This is a genomic window from Streptomyces sp. SID12501 (assembly GCF_010550245.1).
GTDB lineage: Bacteria > Actinomycetota > Actinomycetes > Streptomycetales > Streptomycetaceae > Streptomyces.
Genome location: NZ_JAAGLU010000019.1, coordinates 96,299 through 111,388, shown reverse-complemented (window position 1 = coordinate 111,388; position 15,090 = coordinate 96,299). Strand labels below are relative to the sequence as shown.

At 69.5% G+C, this 15,090-nt stretch carries 12 protein-coding genes and 1 pseudogene; 4 read left to right on the top strand and 9 right to left on the bottom strand.

Annotation, left to right across the window (positions count from 1 at the left end):
• Nucleotides 1-615 precede the first annotated feature (615 nt).
• The 4 genes from G3I71_RS23370 to G3I71_RS23355 form a co-directional block, all read right to left on the bottom strand.
• Nucleotides 616-2,310: a CocE/NonD family hydrolase gene (locus G3I71_RS23370; protein WP_239149323.1), complete on the bottom strand. Its 1,695-nt coding sequence runs from the start codon at nucleotides 2,308-2,310 to the stop codon at nucleotides 616-618.
• Nucleotides 2,311-2,423: 113 nt separating this feature from the next.
• On the bottom strand, nucleotides 2,424-3,302 hold the full coding sequence (locus G3I71_RS23365) for an alpha/beta fold hydrolase (protein WP_164316872.1): 879 nt from the start codon (nucleotides 3,300-3,302) through the stop codon (nucleotides 2,424-2,426).
• A 554-nt stretch (nucleotides 3,303-3,856) separates the two neighbouring features.
• Complete coding sequence (locus tag G3I71_RS23360) at nucleotides 3,857-4,426, bottom strand: TetR/AcrR family transcriptional regulator (protein ID WP_164316871.1); 570 nt, start codon at nucleotides 4,424-4,426, stop codon at nucleotides 3,857-3,859.
• A gap of 240 nt (nucleotides 4,427-4,666) precedes the next feature.
• Entirely contained in the window at nucleotides 4,667-5,965 is a 1,299-nt protein-coding gene (locus G3I71_RS23355) for an SNG1 family protein (protein WP_164316870.1), read from the bottom strand.
• 109 nt (nucleotides 5,966-6,074) lie between these two features.
• On the opposite strand from G3I71_RS23355, the gene G3I71_RS23350 reads away from it, so the two are divergent.
• Nucleotides 6,075-6,917: an IS5 family transposase gene (locus tag G3I71_RS23350; protein WP_164316868.1), complete on the top strand. Its 843-nt coding sequence runs from the start codon at nucleotides 6,075-6,077 to the stop codon at nucleotides 6,915-6,917.
• Between the two features lie 396 nt (nucleotides 6,918-7,313).
• Here the strand turns inward: G3I71_RS23350 and G3I71_RS23345 are convergent, their stop codons facing one another.
• Nucleotides 7,314-7,691, bottom strand: a complete 378-nt coding sequence (locus tag G3I71_RS23345) for a hypothetical protein (RefSeq protein WP_164316754.1) — start codon at nucleotides 7,689-7,691, stop codon at nucleotides 7,314-7,316.
• A 12-nt stretch (nucleotides 7,692-7,703) separates the two neighbouring features.
• On the opposite strand from G3I71_RS23345, the gene G3I71_RS23340 reads away from it, so the two are divergent.
• Complete coding sequence (locus G3I71_RS23340; protein WP_164316866.1) at nucleotides 7,704-8,234, top strand: acyl-CoA dehydrogenase family protein; 531 nt, start codon at nucleotides 7,704-7,706, stop codon at nucleotides 8,232-8,234.
• A gap of 225 nt (nucleotides 8,235-8,459) precedes the next feature.
• Here G3I71_RS23340 and G3I71_RS23335 read toward each other — a convergent pair whose 3' ends face one another.
• Entirely contained in the window at nucleotides 8,460-9,107 is a 648-nt protein-coding gene (locus tag G3I71_RS23335; protein ID WP_164316865.1) for a TetR/AcrR family transcriptional regulator, read from the bottom strand.
• A gap of 155 nt (nucleotides 9,108-9,262) precedes the next feature.
• Between G3I71_RS23335 and G3I71_RS23330 the strand changes: the two genes are divergently transcribed.
• Both G3I71_RS23330 and G3I71_RS23325 read left to right on the top strand, forming a co-directional pair.
• Nucleotides 9,263-11,605 carry an MMPL family transporter gene (locus G3I71_RS23330; protein WP_164316863.1) on the top strand — a complete coding sequence of 781 codons (2,343 nt, stop codon included), beginning with the start codon at nucleotides 9,263-9,265 and terminating at the stop codon, nucleotides 11,603-11,605.
• A 73-nt stretch (nucleotides 11,606-11,678) separates the two neighbouring features.
• Nucleotides 11,679-12,050: pseudogene (locus G3I71_RS23325) on the top strand (PIG-L deacetylase family protein); the annotation flags it as partial.
• Between the two features lie 96 nt (nucleotides 12,051-12,146).
• On the opposite strand, the gene G3I71_RS23320 reads toward G3I71_RS23325, so the two are convergent.
• The 3 genes from G3I71_RS23320 to G3I71_RS23310 all read right to left on the bottom strand — a co-directional run bounded on the left by G3I71_RS23320 (nucleotide 12,147) and on the right by G3I71_RS23310 (nucleotide 15,004).
• Nucleotides 12,147-13,298, bottom strand: coding sequence for an L-dopachrome tautomerase-related protein (locus G3I71_RS23320; RefSeq protein WP_164316862.1), 1,152 nt, complete (start codon nucleotides 13,296-13,298; stop codon nucleotides 12,147-12,149).
• 293 nt (nucleotides 13,299-13,591) lie between these two features.
• Nucleotides 13,592-14,110: a nuclear transport factor 2 family protein gene (locus G3I71_RS23315; protein WP_164316860.1), complete on the bottom strand. Its 519-nt coding sequence runs from the start codon at nucleotides 14,108-14,110 to the stop codon at nucleotides 13,592-13,594.
• 81 nt (nucleotides 14,111-14,191) lie between these two features.
• A complete protein-coding gene (locus tag G3I71_RS23310) occupies nucleotides 14,192-15,004 on the bottom strand; it encodes an oxidoreductase (protein ID WP_164317021.1) in 813 nt (270 codons plus the stop codon).
• Between the last annotated feature and the right edge of the window lie 86 nt (nucleotides 15,005-15,090).

Here is a 15,090-nt window from a genome sequence, read left to right as displayed (position 1 = left end):
GTCGGGGTGGAGCCGGGCGGAGCTCAGGCTTCAGGGGCCGGCTGGCCTCGTGTCCATCGACGAAGTCCGTACTCGCCGGGCGCAGGCCGGTGAAAGCCGCGAGTCCGCCAACAGTGATCGACTGGGCCTGGCTGGGCCTAAGGCGGAGTTCAGCGGAGTGACGTGAGGAGTGGCGTGCCGTACGGCTCGGTGTCGCCGACGTGCTCGGCCGGCGCGCCCTTGTGGGCCGGCCTGGGGTCGGCGACCAAGGGCGGTCGGCTGCCGACGGCGCAAGGACAGCTCGAGTACGGCGTGCAGGTCGGCGAGGCGCGCGACGCCAGGAAAGACAGGCCCGACGACCCCGACGACGTTTATGGCGACGCGACCTCGCGACGAGAGGCCCAGTCCGCGGGGGCCGGCGCGTGGCCCCGTACAGACGGGTCACGCACCCGGCGTGAGCTGGAGCCCACGTACCAGAGTCGCGGGATGATCCGGCCTCCGTTGGGAGGGAAACGGATGAGGCCGGTGGGTGGCGATCAATCCCAGCACTGTGGTGGCTCGACGGACGTAGTTCTGAGGAGCACCCTGTGCGAGATGGCGTCCCTCATGTCCGCCGCATCGTCCTGCCGGTGCTTCCTATGGGACCGGAACCACCGGCAGGACGATGCGGGAGGGCCGGGCGGGGTCGTGGAAGACGCGCTGGCGGGCCACTCGGGCCGTGGTCGCGCTCTCCTCGGGCTCGCCCGTGTTGAGGTTGCGGTCCCAGCGGGGGAAGTTGCTGGAGGTGACCTGGACCCGTATCCGGTGCCCCGCCCGGAAGACGATGCTGGTCGACCACAGGTCCACGACATGCTCGGCCGCCTCCCCCGGCGTCGCCGCGCGGACGCGCACGATGCCGTCGGCCACATTGCGGGAGACACCTGTCTCATCGACGTCGCACAGGCGTGCTACCCAGTCGGTCGAGGGTCCGTCCGTGGCGGCGAAGAGCACCGCCCGGACCCTGCCGGTCACCTCGACGTCCTCGGTGAGCGGTTCGGTGGTGAAGACCAGGACGTCCTCGCGCGCCTCGACAGCCGCCTGGTCGAGCGGTCCGGGACGGAACTCGTCGGCGGTCAGGAGCCCGCCGCCCATGAGGAGCGCTCCGCCGGTGGTCGGCACCGGGTCCATGGGGTCGTAGGTGAACTCCTCGGCCTGCTCGGCGGTGGACGGCGGCTCAGGGGTCAGGCGTCCGTCCACGCGCAGGTGGAAGTCCGTGTCCACGGCCCGCGACAGGGGCCATTCGGTCTCCTCGCGCCACTGGTTGACGCCCATGACGAACAGCAGCACCGTGCCCGTGTCCGGCTCCGCAGCTCCACCATCGCCGCCTTCGCCGAGAGTCCGGTGGAACCAGTCGAACTGCATGTCGTGCAGGCGTCCGCGCATGCCCATGTAGTCGGAGTGCGCGCCGAACCCGAAGTTGACGTCACCGACCACGTGCCGCCAGTTGGTGTGGGTCCACGGGCCCATGACCAGCGTGGCGGACCGGCCGGCGCGGCGCATGGCGGTGAAGTTGTCGAGCGTGCCCTGGCCGAAGATGTCGAACCAGCCGCCGACCTGGAAGGTGGGCAGATCGACCTCGCCGTGCCGGCCCGCGACAGTGCAGGACGCCGCCCACTCGGGCTCGCGCCGGGACCGCTCGTAGCCCAGCTCGGGCAGGTCGTGCCGGGCGAACGCGGGAAACCGCCCGGCGGGCAGCTCCCCGTAACCGCCGCTCGCCAGGCCGTCGAAATCCTGCACGAGCCCGGTGATGCCGTTCACGAGCCCGTCGAGGTCGGTGGAGTGTCGGCGCATCAGGGTGTCGGCACCCTGCAGGAGCGACCAGGGCACGCTGAGGCCGAGCTCGATCGCACCGCCCCGCGTCCACAGCCCGTCGTCCGGGTCGGACCAGGTGATCATCGGCGCGATGGCCTTCAGCTCTGGTGGCTTCGACAGCGCCGCCATCCACTGGGTGTTGCCGAAGTAGCTGCCGCCGATCATGCCGACGGAGCCGTTCGAGCCGGTCAGCGCGGCGGCCCACCGTACGGTGTCGTAACCGTCGCTCTCCTCATACGTGAACGGCTCCCACTCCCCCTCGGAGGCGAACCGGCCACGGGCGTCCTGAAGGACCACCAGGAAACCGTGCCTGGCCGCCGCCAGCGGATCGAGTACGGCGCCCATCATGGGCGTCTGCTTGCCGTACGGCAGCCGGCTCAGCAGCACCGGCCACGGCCCCGTACCGCCGGGCCGGTAGACATCCGCGCGCAGCACCGTGCCGTCACGCATCTCCGCCGGAACGTCGAACTCGATCTGCATCTCCGCCACGCGCTGCTCCTTTGCATGCCACGACGCCGTCAGGCACATGGACGAACTCGGTCCCCGTCCCGCACTACACCCGAACGGGGGTGACCACGGCGCTCTCGGGGCCGTCACGCCACCGCGTTCAGCAGGTCGGCCAGCAGGTCGGGCCGTTCCAGGGCGATGAAGTGGCCTGCTCCCGGCACCTGCGTGAAATCGGCGGCCGACAGCAGCTCCTTGTCGGCCTGCCGGTCCGAGGGCCGCGACCAGTCCTTCTCCCCGTAGACGAGGTGGACGGGTGCCTTGACCTCGGCGTAGCGCGAGCGGGCGGCGATGAGGCTGGGCAGGCTCTGGTACACGGCTCGGGCGACGGTCGAGTAGCCGGGGCGGCCGCCCACCTGGAGGAGTTCGTCGAGGTAGTCCTCCCGCAGCGCGGTCTTGTCGACCAGCCCGCCCTGCAGGATCCGGCGGATGGCGGCCTTGGGCTCCACCCCGGCGACCACCGGGCCCACCCCCGGAGTGAGGACACCGCTGACCACCACACGGGCGAGAAGACTGGAGCGGGCGATCCCGCCGGGGAAGTCGTAGGTGTTCACCGCGACGACGCGCCGGACCCGCTCGGGCAGGTCGGCCGCGGTGGTCAGGGCGAGCACCGCTCCCATGGACTCCCCGACCAGGGTCACGTCATGGAGGTCGAGTTCGGTCAGGAGCCGCTCGACGCCCGCGCGCATGGCCGGCTCGTCGTACGACGCGCCGGGCACGATCTCGGAGTAGCCCATCCCCGGCAGGTCCAGGGCATACACGGTGTACTGGTCCGCGATCAGCGGGATGAGGGAGCGGAAGTGCTCGGCCTGGGTGCGCACGGTGTGCAGCAGGACCACGGGAGCGCCGGTGCCCGCTCTGAGGTAGCGCAGGGTCCCCTCGTCGCTGCGGTGTCCTGCGCGCGGGGCGATGGTGTGGCTGGTGGTTCCCGGGATGTGAATCGTGGGACGTGGCTCTGAGCTGGGCATCTCGCTGGCTTCCCTTTGTGTGAACTGCTGCGGACGGGTGATTCGGACAGGGCCCGCCCAAAGGGGGCGTGACCACGGACCAGCCCTTGGATTCATTGAGAAACCGACCGGTTTCCATCATCGTAAACCGATCGGTTTCCAAGCGCAAGGCGGCTGAGGCCGCCACCCGCAGCGACAGGGTCAGCGCACAGGGGGGACGCGAGAGTGTCACCCGCACCGCGGTCGCCGATTCCGCACTCAAGGACTACTGCGGCACGTCCAAACGCTCCAGCCAGGGGTGTAGGGCTACGCCGCCGAGGCCAAGGGTGACGAGGCCAAGGGCGACGGGGCCAAGGGCGACGGGGCCAATCGGTCCGGGCCGACCGGACGAGGCCCCAGGAACCGCGTACCTGCTGTTGGGCGCTGATGTCGACAAGACGACGGCCTTCCTGGCGCGCGGCACGCCCGTCAACACCCTTACGGCCACCGGACTCCCCTCGATTGCGGGGAATCAGGGGCGGGAGCAACCGACCTGGGGAGGGCACGGTCACGACGCCTGCTCGAAAGGGGATGCGTCAGTGCATGCCTGCCGCATCGAGCAGGGTGGTCAAAGTGGGCGCGATGAGTCCGGTCAGATTGTCGGCGCCGATCCCCGCGCGGGCGCTGGCGCCGTCGAAGACCAGGATGAGTTGCCGGGCCAGCAGGTCGGGGTCGCTCGCCCCGCCCCGTTCGGCCTCGGAACGGAAAAAGCCCGTCAGGTCTGCTTTGATCTGGTGGGCCACCTGGCTCGCGGGGTGGGCCTGATCCTTGAGCTCGATCTGCACAGCCAGGTACCGGCAGCCTTGGAAGTCGGGCGCACCCGCCTGCGACTCCACCCGCTCGAAGACGTACAGGATGCGCTCGCGGGGTGAACGGTCGTCGTCCGTCGGTGGCAGGGCCCTCGCCACGAAGGCAGCGGAACGCTCCTTCAGGCTCGCCGCCAGCAGTTCGTCCTTGCTCTCGAACAGCTGGTACATGGAGCGCTTCGACACCCCCGCCGCCTTGCACAGCGCCTCGACGCCGATGCCGACGCCGTCGCGGTAGGTAAGCGTGGCCGCGGCCTCCAGCAGCCGCTCCCGGGGACTTTGCTTCACTTCGGTAGTCATACCGCGAGGTTAACTCGAATCGGACGAAATAGAAACCGATCGGTTTCCGTGGGGTGTCGGGGGACACACCCGCCGCCGGTCGGACGCTCGCAGGCTGTTCAGAGGCTCAGGCTCGGCGACGGTCTTGGGGGAGAGACCGTCGCCGAGCCCTGATGGTGCGCGCGCCTCCCGTCCCCACGAGGGCGACGCACACCGAGGCCACTCCGAGCAATGGCCCCGTCCTGGGTGAGCCGCCTTCCGCTATGCCGGGGCAGCGGCCTTCTCGGGCTCCGCCTCGGCGGGGATGCGGTGGAGCCCCTTGCGGTCGTACCAGTTGGTCATGCCGAAACCGAAGAGAGCGGCTGCCGCGAGGCCGACGGCCATCATGATCCAGCCCCGGGTCAGGCCGGCGTCGGCCTGGGCGTCGTAGTAGATGATCGAGCGGATGCCGCCGGTGATCTGCCGCAGCGGCTCGAACTCCGCCAGAAAGCGGTAGAAGCCGGGCAGCGCCTGCAGCGGCGTGGTGGCGTTGGCCGTCGGCACCGCCATCCCGATGAAGACCAGCGTGACCACCAGCATGCCGGGCGTCCCGAAGACGGCGAGCAGGGCGAGCGCACCGATCCCGGAGACCGCGATGGCGCACACCGAGAACAGCCACAGCAGCGGCAGATGGGCGGCGTGCATCCCCATGATGCCGACCGCGGCCACCATGACCAGGCTCCCCATCAGCAGCGACAGCCCGGCCATGAGAGTGCTGCTGATCGCGAGGCTCTGCACCCGGGTCGCCCGGATCAACGGGCGGTGCAGGCGCAGCGGGCCCATGTCGTTGTGCGTGTAGCCGAGGGCGTGGTCCACCTGGCCGCTGATGACGTTGGCGGAGAGCATGCCGCAGACCACCAGGACGAGCGCGTAGTAGAACGCCGTCAGGCCCAGACCGCTGTGCGAGTCGAGCGGATGGCCGTCCCGGACCGTGACGGCCGCCGGGTCGGCCAGGAGGACGCGTGCCGCGACGGGCAGTTTCGCCTGCCCGGTTCCACCCTGGGACGTGAGTTCCTTGCCCACCTGGAGCGAGGCGCTTTCGGCCGCACGCGTCGTCACAGTCCGGGCCAGACTGGAGCCCACGCCGCCGGCGGACTGGTTGGTCAGCACCGTCAGCGTCGGACGGGTCGGGACCCCGGTGGTCGCGGCGCCGGTGAGTGCGGTGGTGGCGGAGGTGAAGTCGGCGGGGACGACGAGCGCGCCGTACAGCTTGCCCTTGCCGAGTTCCTCCTTCATCTCCTTCTCGTCCATCACCTTCCAGTCGATCTTGCCCCCGCTCGCGGTGGACTTCTTGATCGACTCGGTGATCCGAGCCCCCAGGTTGACCTGCTCGCCGCCGACAGCGGCTCCCTTGTCGGCGTTGACCAGGCCGACGGGCAGATTCTTCATGTGATCGACGGGATCGATGTTGGCCCCGACGTAGAACACGGTGAACAGCAGCGCGAGGACGCCCGTGATGACGCCGTTGGCGATCCACAGGGGTTTGGCACGCAGGACGCGGAACGGGTGAATCCCACTCATGACTTAGAGGTCGCGCGGATAGGCGCGGTGGTGGAACCCCCGGCAGCAAGACAGGCACAGGTCTTGGCGATCATGGAGTTGCGACGCTCTGTGATCACCGGGGAGACCTGTGCCTGTACTGCCATCATGGCTGACCGAACCGCTCTGGGGCCAATTCGCCGCCCTGCTGCCCGAGCGGCCCGGGTATCACCCGGGTCATCCACTGGGCTGCCACCGCCCGCGGATCAGCGATCGGATCGTCTTCGACAAGCTGCTGCAGCTCCTGCGCTTCGGCTGCTCGTACCAGGCGATCGCCGACACGACCTGTTCGGCCACCACGATCCGCAACCGCCGTGACGAGTGGATCCGACTCGGCGTCTTCGCCCGGCTCAAACAGATCGCGCTGGAGTCCTACGACCGCATTGTCGGCCTCGTCCTGGACCACATCGCCGTCGACGGCTCCATCACCAAAGCCCCCGGCGGCGGCGAGGCCGCCGGGCGCTCACCGGTCGACCGGGGCAAACAGGGCCTGAAACGCTCCGGCATGACGGACGGTTACGGCATTCCACTGGGCCGCGTGCTGGCCGGAGCGAACCGTCACGACTCCCCGCTGCTCGCCCCGACCCTGGACCGCCTGGACGACCTGGGACCGCTGCCGGACATCGTCACCGTGCGCCTGGACGCCGGCTACGACTCGGACAAGACCCGCGCTGTTCTCGGCGAACGCGGCCTGCACGGCCGGATCGCGCACAAGGGCGAGAAGGCACCGATCCAGGCAAGCCGGCGCTGGCATGTCGAACGGACCCACGCCTGGCAGAACGCCTTCCACCGCATCGCCCGCTGCTACGAGCGCCGGACCACAGTCATCGACGCCTTCTTCGACCTCGCCGACACCATCATCACCGTGCGCAGCCTGATCCGTCAGTCATGGACGACCCACCGCTGGGACGAACGCCCCAACCGCCGCCCATGACCACACACCTATCCGCGCGACCTCTTACTCCGGTCTCGGGCTACACACTCATATCCGGAGAAGGGCGGACAGCTTCTTTGCGGTCCGGTGACCCTCGGAACGTTCAATCTCGGCACACACGGCCGTCGACGCGGAACCGGGGACGCAGCACCCCACCGGGACTCCGACTGATGAAACCGGTCGGTTTCAGAGCCATCGTAAACCGATCAGTTTACAAATTCCAAGTCGAGGCGCCGGCCCATATCCCAGCAACGCCAGGAAGCCGCGTGCCCGCGCCACCCCTGTCGTCAGGTCGCTTCGAGCCGCGAGTGGAGCGGTTCGCTTCAGGTCGCGCAAGCGGTCCAGGTCCGTCGCGTCCAACACGGCCATCGGAGCCGCCCCGCCCAGCAGTCGCCGTTACCGGCTCCCGGTGACCTGCCGGCTCCAGAGATGGCCTCGAAACTGGGCGTCGGCCACCGCGCAAGCGCCTGCCCCGGCCCAGGAGGGTGCGCGCGTTGGCGCCAGTTCGGCCGATACGGCGTCGGCTGCAGCGTCCCTCACCTGTTCCTCCGTGGGCGTGGGCAAGCCGAGTTCGGCAGCGAGTTGAGCCAACGAGGTCATCCGGACACCGGGCAGGGCGCAAGCCGTGAACGTGGTGCAGAGGTCGAGGTCCGGGTCGACGTTGAGCGCGAATCCGATGGACTGCAGCCCGGTCGCCACGGCTTCCGTGCTGTCGCCCTGCCGGTCGCACCGCTCCCGCATCCGGGACACCAGGAACACACGGTTCTGCTGCACCGCACTCCGGCCATGCCGATCGCCTCCGGCCCTGGGCACGCCGTGATCCGGTCACGCCTGGCACTGCTGCGGTCGGCCGCCGTGACCGGCGTGGCGCGCGGGGCGTACCGGCTGACGAAGGCCTACGTCTCCGAGCGCCACCAGTTCGGCGCCCCCTTCCTGCGGATTCCGGCGGTCTCCTCGGGGCCGGCACTGATGAAGGTCCAACTGCTCCAGGCCGAGGCGGCCCTGGCACTGGCTCGGCACGCTGTGACGACTGATGCCGACCCTGCTGGCATCCAGGCCGCAACCGGCACCAACTCCGCCGGACCGTGTGAAACGAGCGCGGCCGTGGCCGTGGCCCGCATCACCACCGCCCAGGCGGCAACCGAAGTCGCGCCCCCGGCACACCAGTTGCAGGGTGCCAGGGGCATCACCCAGGAGTACCCACTGCACCACGTCACCCGGCGGCTGTGGGCGTGGCGCGACGCCGTGGCCGGCGAACGCGACTGGAGCGACGAACTCGGCAGACGGGCAGCGGACCTCGGCGAGACGGGCGTCTGAACCCAACTGACCCCCGCCGGCTCGCAAGACGGTCCGTGACCCGCGGATTCCACCGACAGACGCCGACCGGGGCAGTCCCCCGCTGGTCCGGCACCGCCGGGCACCTGGCTGGCCGGACCCTCATCCCGCACCCACCCGACCTCCGGCAGCCCGGGCTCTGCCATGGAGAGGCTCCTCGGCCTCGCGGCGATCAGGCTCCCTTGGGGTCAGCTTCGGCTCCGGGAGTCAGTCCCGGACGACGCCGCTGATCGCGGCGCGGAGGTCGCCATCTTCCGCTTCCTCGCGTGCCGGTGGGAGAGGGGACGCGCCGACGGGGTTGAGCGAGTCGAAGAGCAGGGCCATGAAGCGTGCGCGCATGGACGGTGCGGTGCCCGGGAGCGCGAGGCCTGCGATGCCCATGACGAGGAAGTGCGGAATGTCGTCCGCAGTGAGGTCGGTACGGATCTCACCCTGCTCCTGTGCGTGCTCGAGGAGGGGGCGGAGGGACTCGCTGAACCGCTGGAGGGCGTCCACGGCGACGTCGGCGAAGTTGGCGGCGAAGGTGACCAGTCCCCGCTCCTCGGTGATCAGGTCGAGTAGCCGGGTGGCGATGTCCAGGAGGGTCTGGCGCGGGTGTCGGGAGGCCGTGGCGTCGTTGATCAGTGGGAGGAGGTCGGTCTCGAGGATGTCGTCGAGGACGGCCCGGACGATGGCCTCCCGGTTGGGGAAGTGCCGGTAGAGCGTGGCGATGCCCACGCCCGCCTCTGCGGCGATCTGCTCCAAGGAGCCCTCACCCGCGCCGAGGACATCACGTCCGGCCGCGATGATGCGCTCCACGCTGGAGCGGGCGTCGACCCTGCGGAGCCGACGTGTGCGCGGTGCGCCGTTCGGCATCTCCGATCCTCCCGTTCCGCACCGCAAAACTACTCGTTCACCTGCGCGATGATAGCACCCTATCGCTTTGATAGTTCACTATCGTTTTGGTAGTACCCTCTCACTTCGTTCGGATGTGCGTGCCCAGCAGGGTGCGCCGGAGAAGGGAGAAGGCTGTGTCTGTGCTGCTGTACCGGCTGGGGCATTTCGCCTACGCCAGGCCCTGGTATGTGATCGCCGGCTGGCTGGCGGTGGTGGCCGCCGTGGTGGCGCTGCTCGCGGTCAACCCCGTCAAGCTGAGCAACGAGGTACGTATCGACGGCACCTCCGCCCAGGAGGTCATCGACGATCTGGCGAAGTCCCTTCCCGAGGCGTCCGGCGGGCAGGGCATGCTGGTGTTCCGCGCGCAGAACGGGACGCGGGTCGACAGCGAGGAAGGCCGCGCCGCCCTCATCGCCTCGGTGGACGCGGTCTATCTCCACGACCACGTCATCGACGCCCGCAAGGTCCTCGCGGACGAGCTGTCCAAGGGGGAGAAGAGTCCGCTGCTGCGGGCCCAGGCGGCGGTGGCCGAAGCCGCCGGGCAGCCGACGGGGGACAAGGTGCCGACCCCGCTGCTGCAGGACGGCCGACCGGTGCCCGGGGTCATCGTCTCGGCCGACGGCTCCACCGCCCTGATGCAGTTCCAGTTCGACGAGCAGACCTATGAGCTGCCCTCCGGCACGATCGACAGCACCGTCGAGGCCGCAGAGCAGCAGGCCGAACGAGCCCACCTCGACGTCCTGCCGTCGGCGGCCATGCTGGAGATACCCGAGATCGTGGGCGCCGGTGAGATCGTCGGCGTCGTGGTGGCGGCCATCGTCCTGCTGGTCACCCTGGGATCGGTCGTTGCTGCGGGCCTGCCCCTGATCATCGCGTTGATCGGTGTCACGGTGGGCGTCGGCGGCGCCTTCACTCTCTCCACCGTCTTCGAGATCCACTCGCTCACCGCCGTACTGGCCCTGATGCTGGGGCTCGCCGTCGGCATCGACTACGCCCTGTTCATCGTCAACCGGCAACGGCGGCTCATCCTGGACACCGGCCTGGAGGCGCACGAGGCGACCGGCCGCGCCATCGGCACCGCCGGCAGCGCGGTCTTCTTCGCCGGCAGCACCGTCATCATCGCCCTGGCAGGACTGCTGGTCGTCGGTATCACGCTGCTCAGCACCATGGCCATCGCCGCCGCGGCCACGATCGCCATCACCGTCCTGCTCGCCCTGACCCTGCTGCCGGCGCTCCTGGGCCTGGTCAAGGAGCGCATCTGCTCGGCCGGAACCCGACGCACGGCGCAGCAGCGGGCCTCCGCCGCCGCACGGACACGGGCCACCCGCTGGGGATCACGCCTGGTCCGCCACAAGTACCCCGCTCTCGCGGCGGCGTTCCTGATTCCCCTGGTTCTGGCGCTGCCCGCCCTCGACATGAGGATGGGCCTGCCGTCCGGCGCCAGTTACAACCCCGACACCGCACAGCGCCAGAGCTATGAGGAGGTCAGCGACACCTTCGGCCCCGGCTACAACGGACCCCTCATGCTCGTCGCCCGCTCCTCCGACAGCGGGCGGCCGCTCACCCCCACGGCCCTCGCCGCGGTCGTCTCCGAGCTGAAGGACACCGAGGGCGCCACTTCGATCTCTCTGGCAGGTGTGAACACCACCGGCACCGTGGTCGTCCTCAGCCTCGTTCCCGGCGACGGTCCGAACGACGACGGCACCAAGGACCTCGTCACCTCCATTCGGGACAAGAGCCGGGAGATCCGCGAAACCCATGGCGTCACCATCGGCATCACCGGCTTCACCGCCCTCGCGATCGACGTGTCGGACCGCCTCGGGGACGTCCTGCCCCTCTACGTGGCCACCGTTCTCGGACTCTCACTGATCGTCCTGCTCCTGGTCTTCCGCTCGGTCGTCGTCCCGGTGATGGCCACTCTCGGCTTCCTGCTCAGCATCGCCGCCACCTTCGGCGTCACCACGGCCGTCTTCCAATGGGGCTGGCTGCAGGCGCTGTTCGGACTCGACGCGAGCGCACCTGTGGTGAGCCTGCTGCCCATCATCGTCACCGGCGTGCTCTATGGACTGGCCATGGACTACCAGGTGTTCCTGGTCACCTCGATGCGCGAGGCCCGCATGCACGGTGCCGACCCGCTCGACGCGACCGTCTCCGGCTTCGTCCGGGCGAGCGCTGTCGTGGTCGCCGCGGCCACGATCATGGTCTCGGTCTTCGCCGGATTCATCTTCAACGCGCAGCCCATGATCAAACAGGCGGGATTCGCGCTGGCGGTGGGCATCCTCATCGACGCGTTCGTCATCCGCATGACGTTCATCCCGGCCACCATGACACTCGCGCGGGAGAAGGCCTGGTGGATTCCCGTGTGGCTGGACCGGCTCCTACCCGACCTGGACGTCGAAGGCGAGAAACTCGCGCAGAAGATCCCGCTCCCCCATCCTGCCGCTCCCCGGCAGCACGCCACAGCGCAGCAGACCTGACACTCCGCCGGCGAACGCGTGCCTGCCGGCAACGCCGAGCCCGCGGTCGCCGGCCGCGGTGCCGGTGCCACCCTCGCCGGGCATCCGCACGGCGCTTGTCACGTGTACCGACGGTGGCTGCGATGACGGTCCGGGGAGGGCGAAGCCGGGCGACCCCGGGCATGATCCGGCTGCCGTTGCCGCGATGCGTCGAGGCGAGCTCGAAGCGAGCTGTGACGTCCTGGGGGTCGGTCATCTTGAGCTGCTCGGGTACGCCGACTCCGGGATGATGGGCCGGCCGGCCGACACTGCGCTCGGATCGTTCTGGAGTGCGCCCGTGGATGAGGCAGCTGCTCGGCCGGCCGAACGGATGCCGCGTCACCAGCCTGATGTCGTCGTGACCTACGACGAGAACGGGTTCTACGGCCGCCCCGATCACATACTTCGCCGGCCTACGCTGAGCTCCGGGCGGCGGCCGTCCCTGGCCCGGGGCCGTCCGCTGCACCGCGGGGGTACGCACCGGGACAGTCGCCAGGCGGACGCCTGACGCGGGCCGGAGAGGTCAAACGAGCCTGACCGGCCCGGCGTCGATCGGCAGGCGGACCAGGAGATAGGGCTTACGGCTCAGGTCCTTGCCCTCGTGGAAGGGCGACAGCCGGTTGAGCTGGCTGGCGATGGCGTACAGGTGCCGGTCCGAGGCGACGGACAGGGTGTCGGCCCAGAGCAGATCGCGTCCCTGGGCGAGGGTCCGGTAGGTGCCGTTCGGACTCCTGCGCCAGATCACGTTGTGTTCCAGGTCGCCGCCGTAGACCCGCCCCTTGTCGTCGCTCTCCAGGCCATCGGCCATCGGCTTGAACCCGAGGTCCTCGACCGTCGCCGCCACCTCGGCATCCGTGGCGTCCGGGTCGGCGAGGGCGTCGGTGGACACGCTGTGCAGTCGGCGGCTGGAGAGCGGGCAGTAGTAGAGACGCGTGCCGTCGGCGCTGAGAGCGATGCCGTCGGAGCCGGTCTCGTAGTACGTCGGCGCGGCGTCCGCAGGGCGGACCATGAAGGGCTCGCCCGCGATGACCGGAGGGAACCGCTCGTCCGGGAACGCCGAGGGATGCCCGGCCAGTCGCCGCCGGGAGCGGCCCGTGGCGAGGTCGACCACGATCACCCCGTTGGAGCCGCCCGAGTCGGTGATGAAGGCCATGCCCTCGGCGCCGCGCCGCAGGTCGAAGCGCACGTCGTCGGGGCAGCTGTTCGCCGGCGCCACCTCGGGCGGGAAGAGGATTTTCCGTACGATCCGGTCGGTGCGCAGGTCGACCGCCACGAGCTTGGGACCGCCGTAGGAGGACCCGGCGAACAGCGGGCTTCCGGTGTCGAGGATCCACAGCCGGTCGACCGGGTCGACGACGACGCTCTGCACCGACTGGAAGTGTCCGGCCAGGTCGGAGGAGTCCTCGCGGTTCACCTCGGCGTCGGGGTAGGCCACCGGCTTCCCTCCGCGCAGTTCGGCGACGGTGAACGGGACGTCGTCGCCCCAGCGGGGAAAGTTGACGAAGACCCGGCCTCGGCGCGAGACGGTGACACCCGTCGGCATCGGGCCCCAGAAGCGGGCAACGGCCTCGTAGTGGCCGACTGTCGAACCGGAAGGGGAGGCGGAGGCGGGTCCGGCGAGTTGGGTGGCGGCCGGCGACGCGGTGGTCGCCGTAAGGTGCGTACGTCGTGTCACGGAGGCGTCTCCTGTGGGATCAAGCTGCTGGAAGACGCGGCGAGTTGCCTCATCGCCTCGGCGCGTGGGGGGATTGGCCGGACGTTGCCGTGGCCTGTGGGGGACGGTGCCTCCAGCAGCCGCTCTCGGGGAGTCGGCTTCGCCCGTGTGGTCAGGGCGAGCCGGAGCCCACCTGGACGGCAGGTACCTCGTACGTTCCTGTGACCAGAAGCTGTCCGCCGGGGACATCGTCTGCGGCTGCCGCCAACTCCTGGGAGGGGAACGGGGCCAAGCGGCCGGCGGATCCGGTGCTCTCAGGTCTGCCGGGCTGCCGGCCGGGTCTTGGCGACCATGCCGCGGTCCCCGAGGGTGACCATCGCGTGCACGGGTATGGTGCTGGCGCGCATGAGCGCGCCGAGGCCCCGGCGGCCCTGTTGGCGGGCGAGCTTGGGCCCCAGGGTGGTCATCAGGGCGGTGAGGGCCGGCATCGGACGCCCGAAGAGCGTGATCTCGTTGATCTTTGCCTCGTCGTCGAGCCGCAGCAACTGCACCTCCTCGAACGACTGGGACGCCACCCGCGCCCGGTAGACCAGCGCGTACGTGTCGCCCTCGCCGGTCTGGGTGTGGTAACGGACGTCCTTGACCGCTGTGAACGCCGAGGTCAGGAAGTCACGCAGCTGGTCAGATCCCTCGTAGCGGAACTGCTCGGTGAGCGGCGAGCTGAGCACGACGTCCCGGCTCAGACACGCGACCGCGGCGTCGACGTCACCGCGTTCCTCTGCGGAGCGCCAGTTCGCGACGGTGGCGGCGGCGGAATTCAGGGGCTCGGACATGGATCTCTCCCGGGATCAGCGGCGCGATGGGATGTGCGGGTGCCGGCGTGCTTGGTGGACGGGGTGTGCGGGTGGCGGCTGTCAGCCGGTGAGCTTGTTCATCGTGCGGATCTGCTTGTCCAGGACCCAGGCGGGAACGAAGCGGAGCATGCGTGCGCGTCCGGCCATGGGGCCGGCGGCGTAGCGCAGTTTCGGCTTGGTGTCGGTGGCGGCTGTGACGATCGCCTTGGCGACCACGGCGGGGTCGTCACCGCTCTTGATCGCCTCCGTCATCAGGCGGTCGAAGACGCGCCGCTGGCCGGCGTAGGTCTGCAGGGGGGTGTCGGGCTTGGCGCTGTTGGCCTCGAATCCGGTGTTGGTGTAGGCGGGTTCGACGAGGAGCGAGCGGACGCCGTACTGGCGGACCTCGTGGTCCAGGGACTGGGAGTAGCCCTCGATCGCGTGCTTGGACGCGCCGTAGACGGCCATGTAGGGGGCGGGGATGAAGCCCTGTACGGACGAGAGGTTGATGATGCGCCCGCGTCCCTGGGAACGCATGTGCGGCAGGACCTCCTTCACCATGCGCATGACCCCGAAGACGTTGATGTCGAAGACGCCCTGGGCCTGCGTGAGTGAGGTTTCCTCCGCCGCACCGATCGAGCCGATGCCTGCGTTGTTGACCAGGACGTCGATCCGCCCGAACCAGTCGATCACCTGCTGGACCACGGCGGTGACCGACTTGTCACTGACCACGTCGAGGTCGAAGAACGTCACACCCTGGAGCGGGGTGACGCGTGAGGTGTCGCGGCCCGTGCCGGCCACCTCGAAACCCGCCGCGACCAACGCGAGGGCGGTCTGCTTGCCGATGCCGGAGGACGCGCCCGTCACGAGGGCCACCGGCCGATTTGTCGTCATCATGCACTCCCGAAACCACCTGGGAAACCGGTCAGTTTCCTCTTGGCCTCACTGTAAACCGATCGGTTTCCAATGCGCAAGCTCAA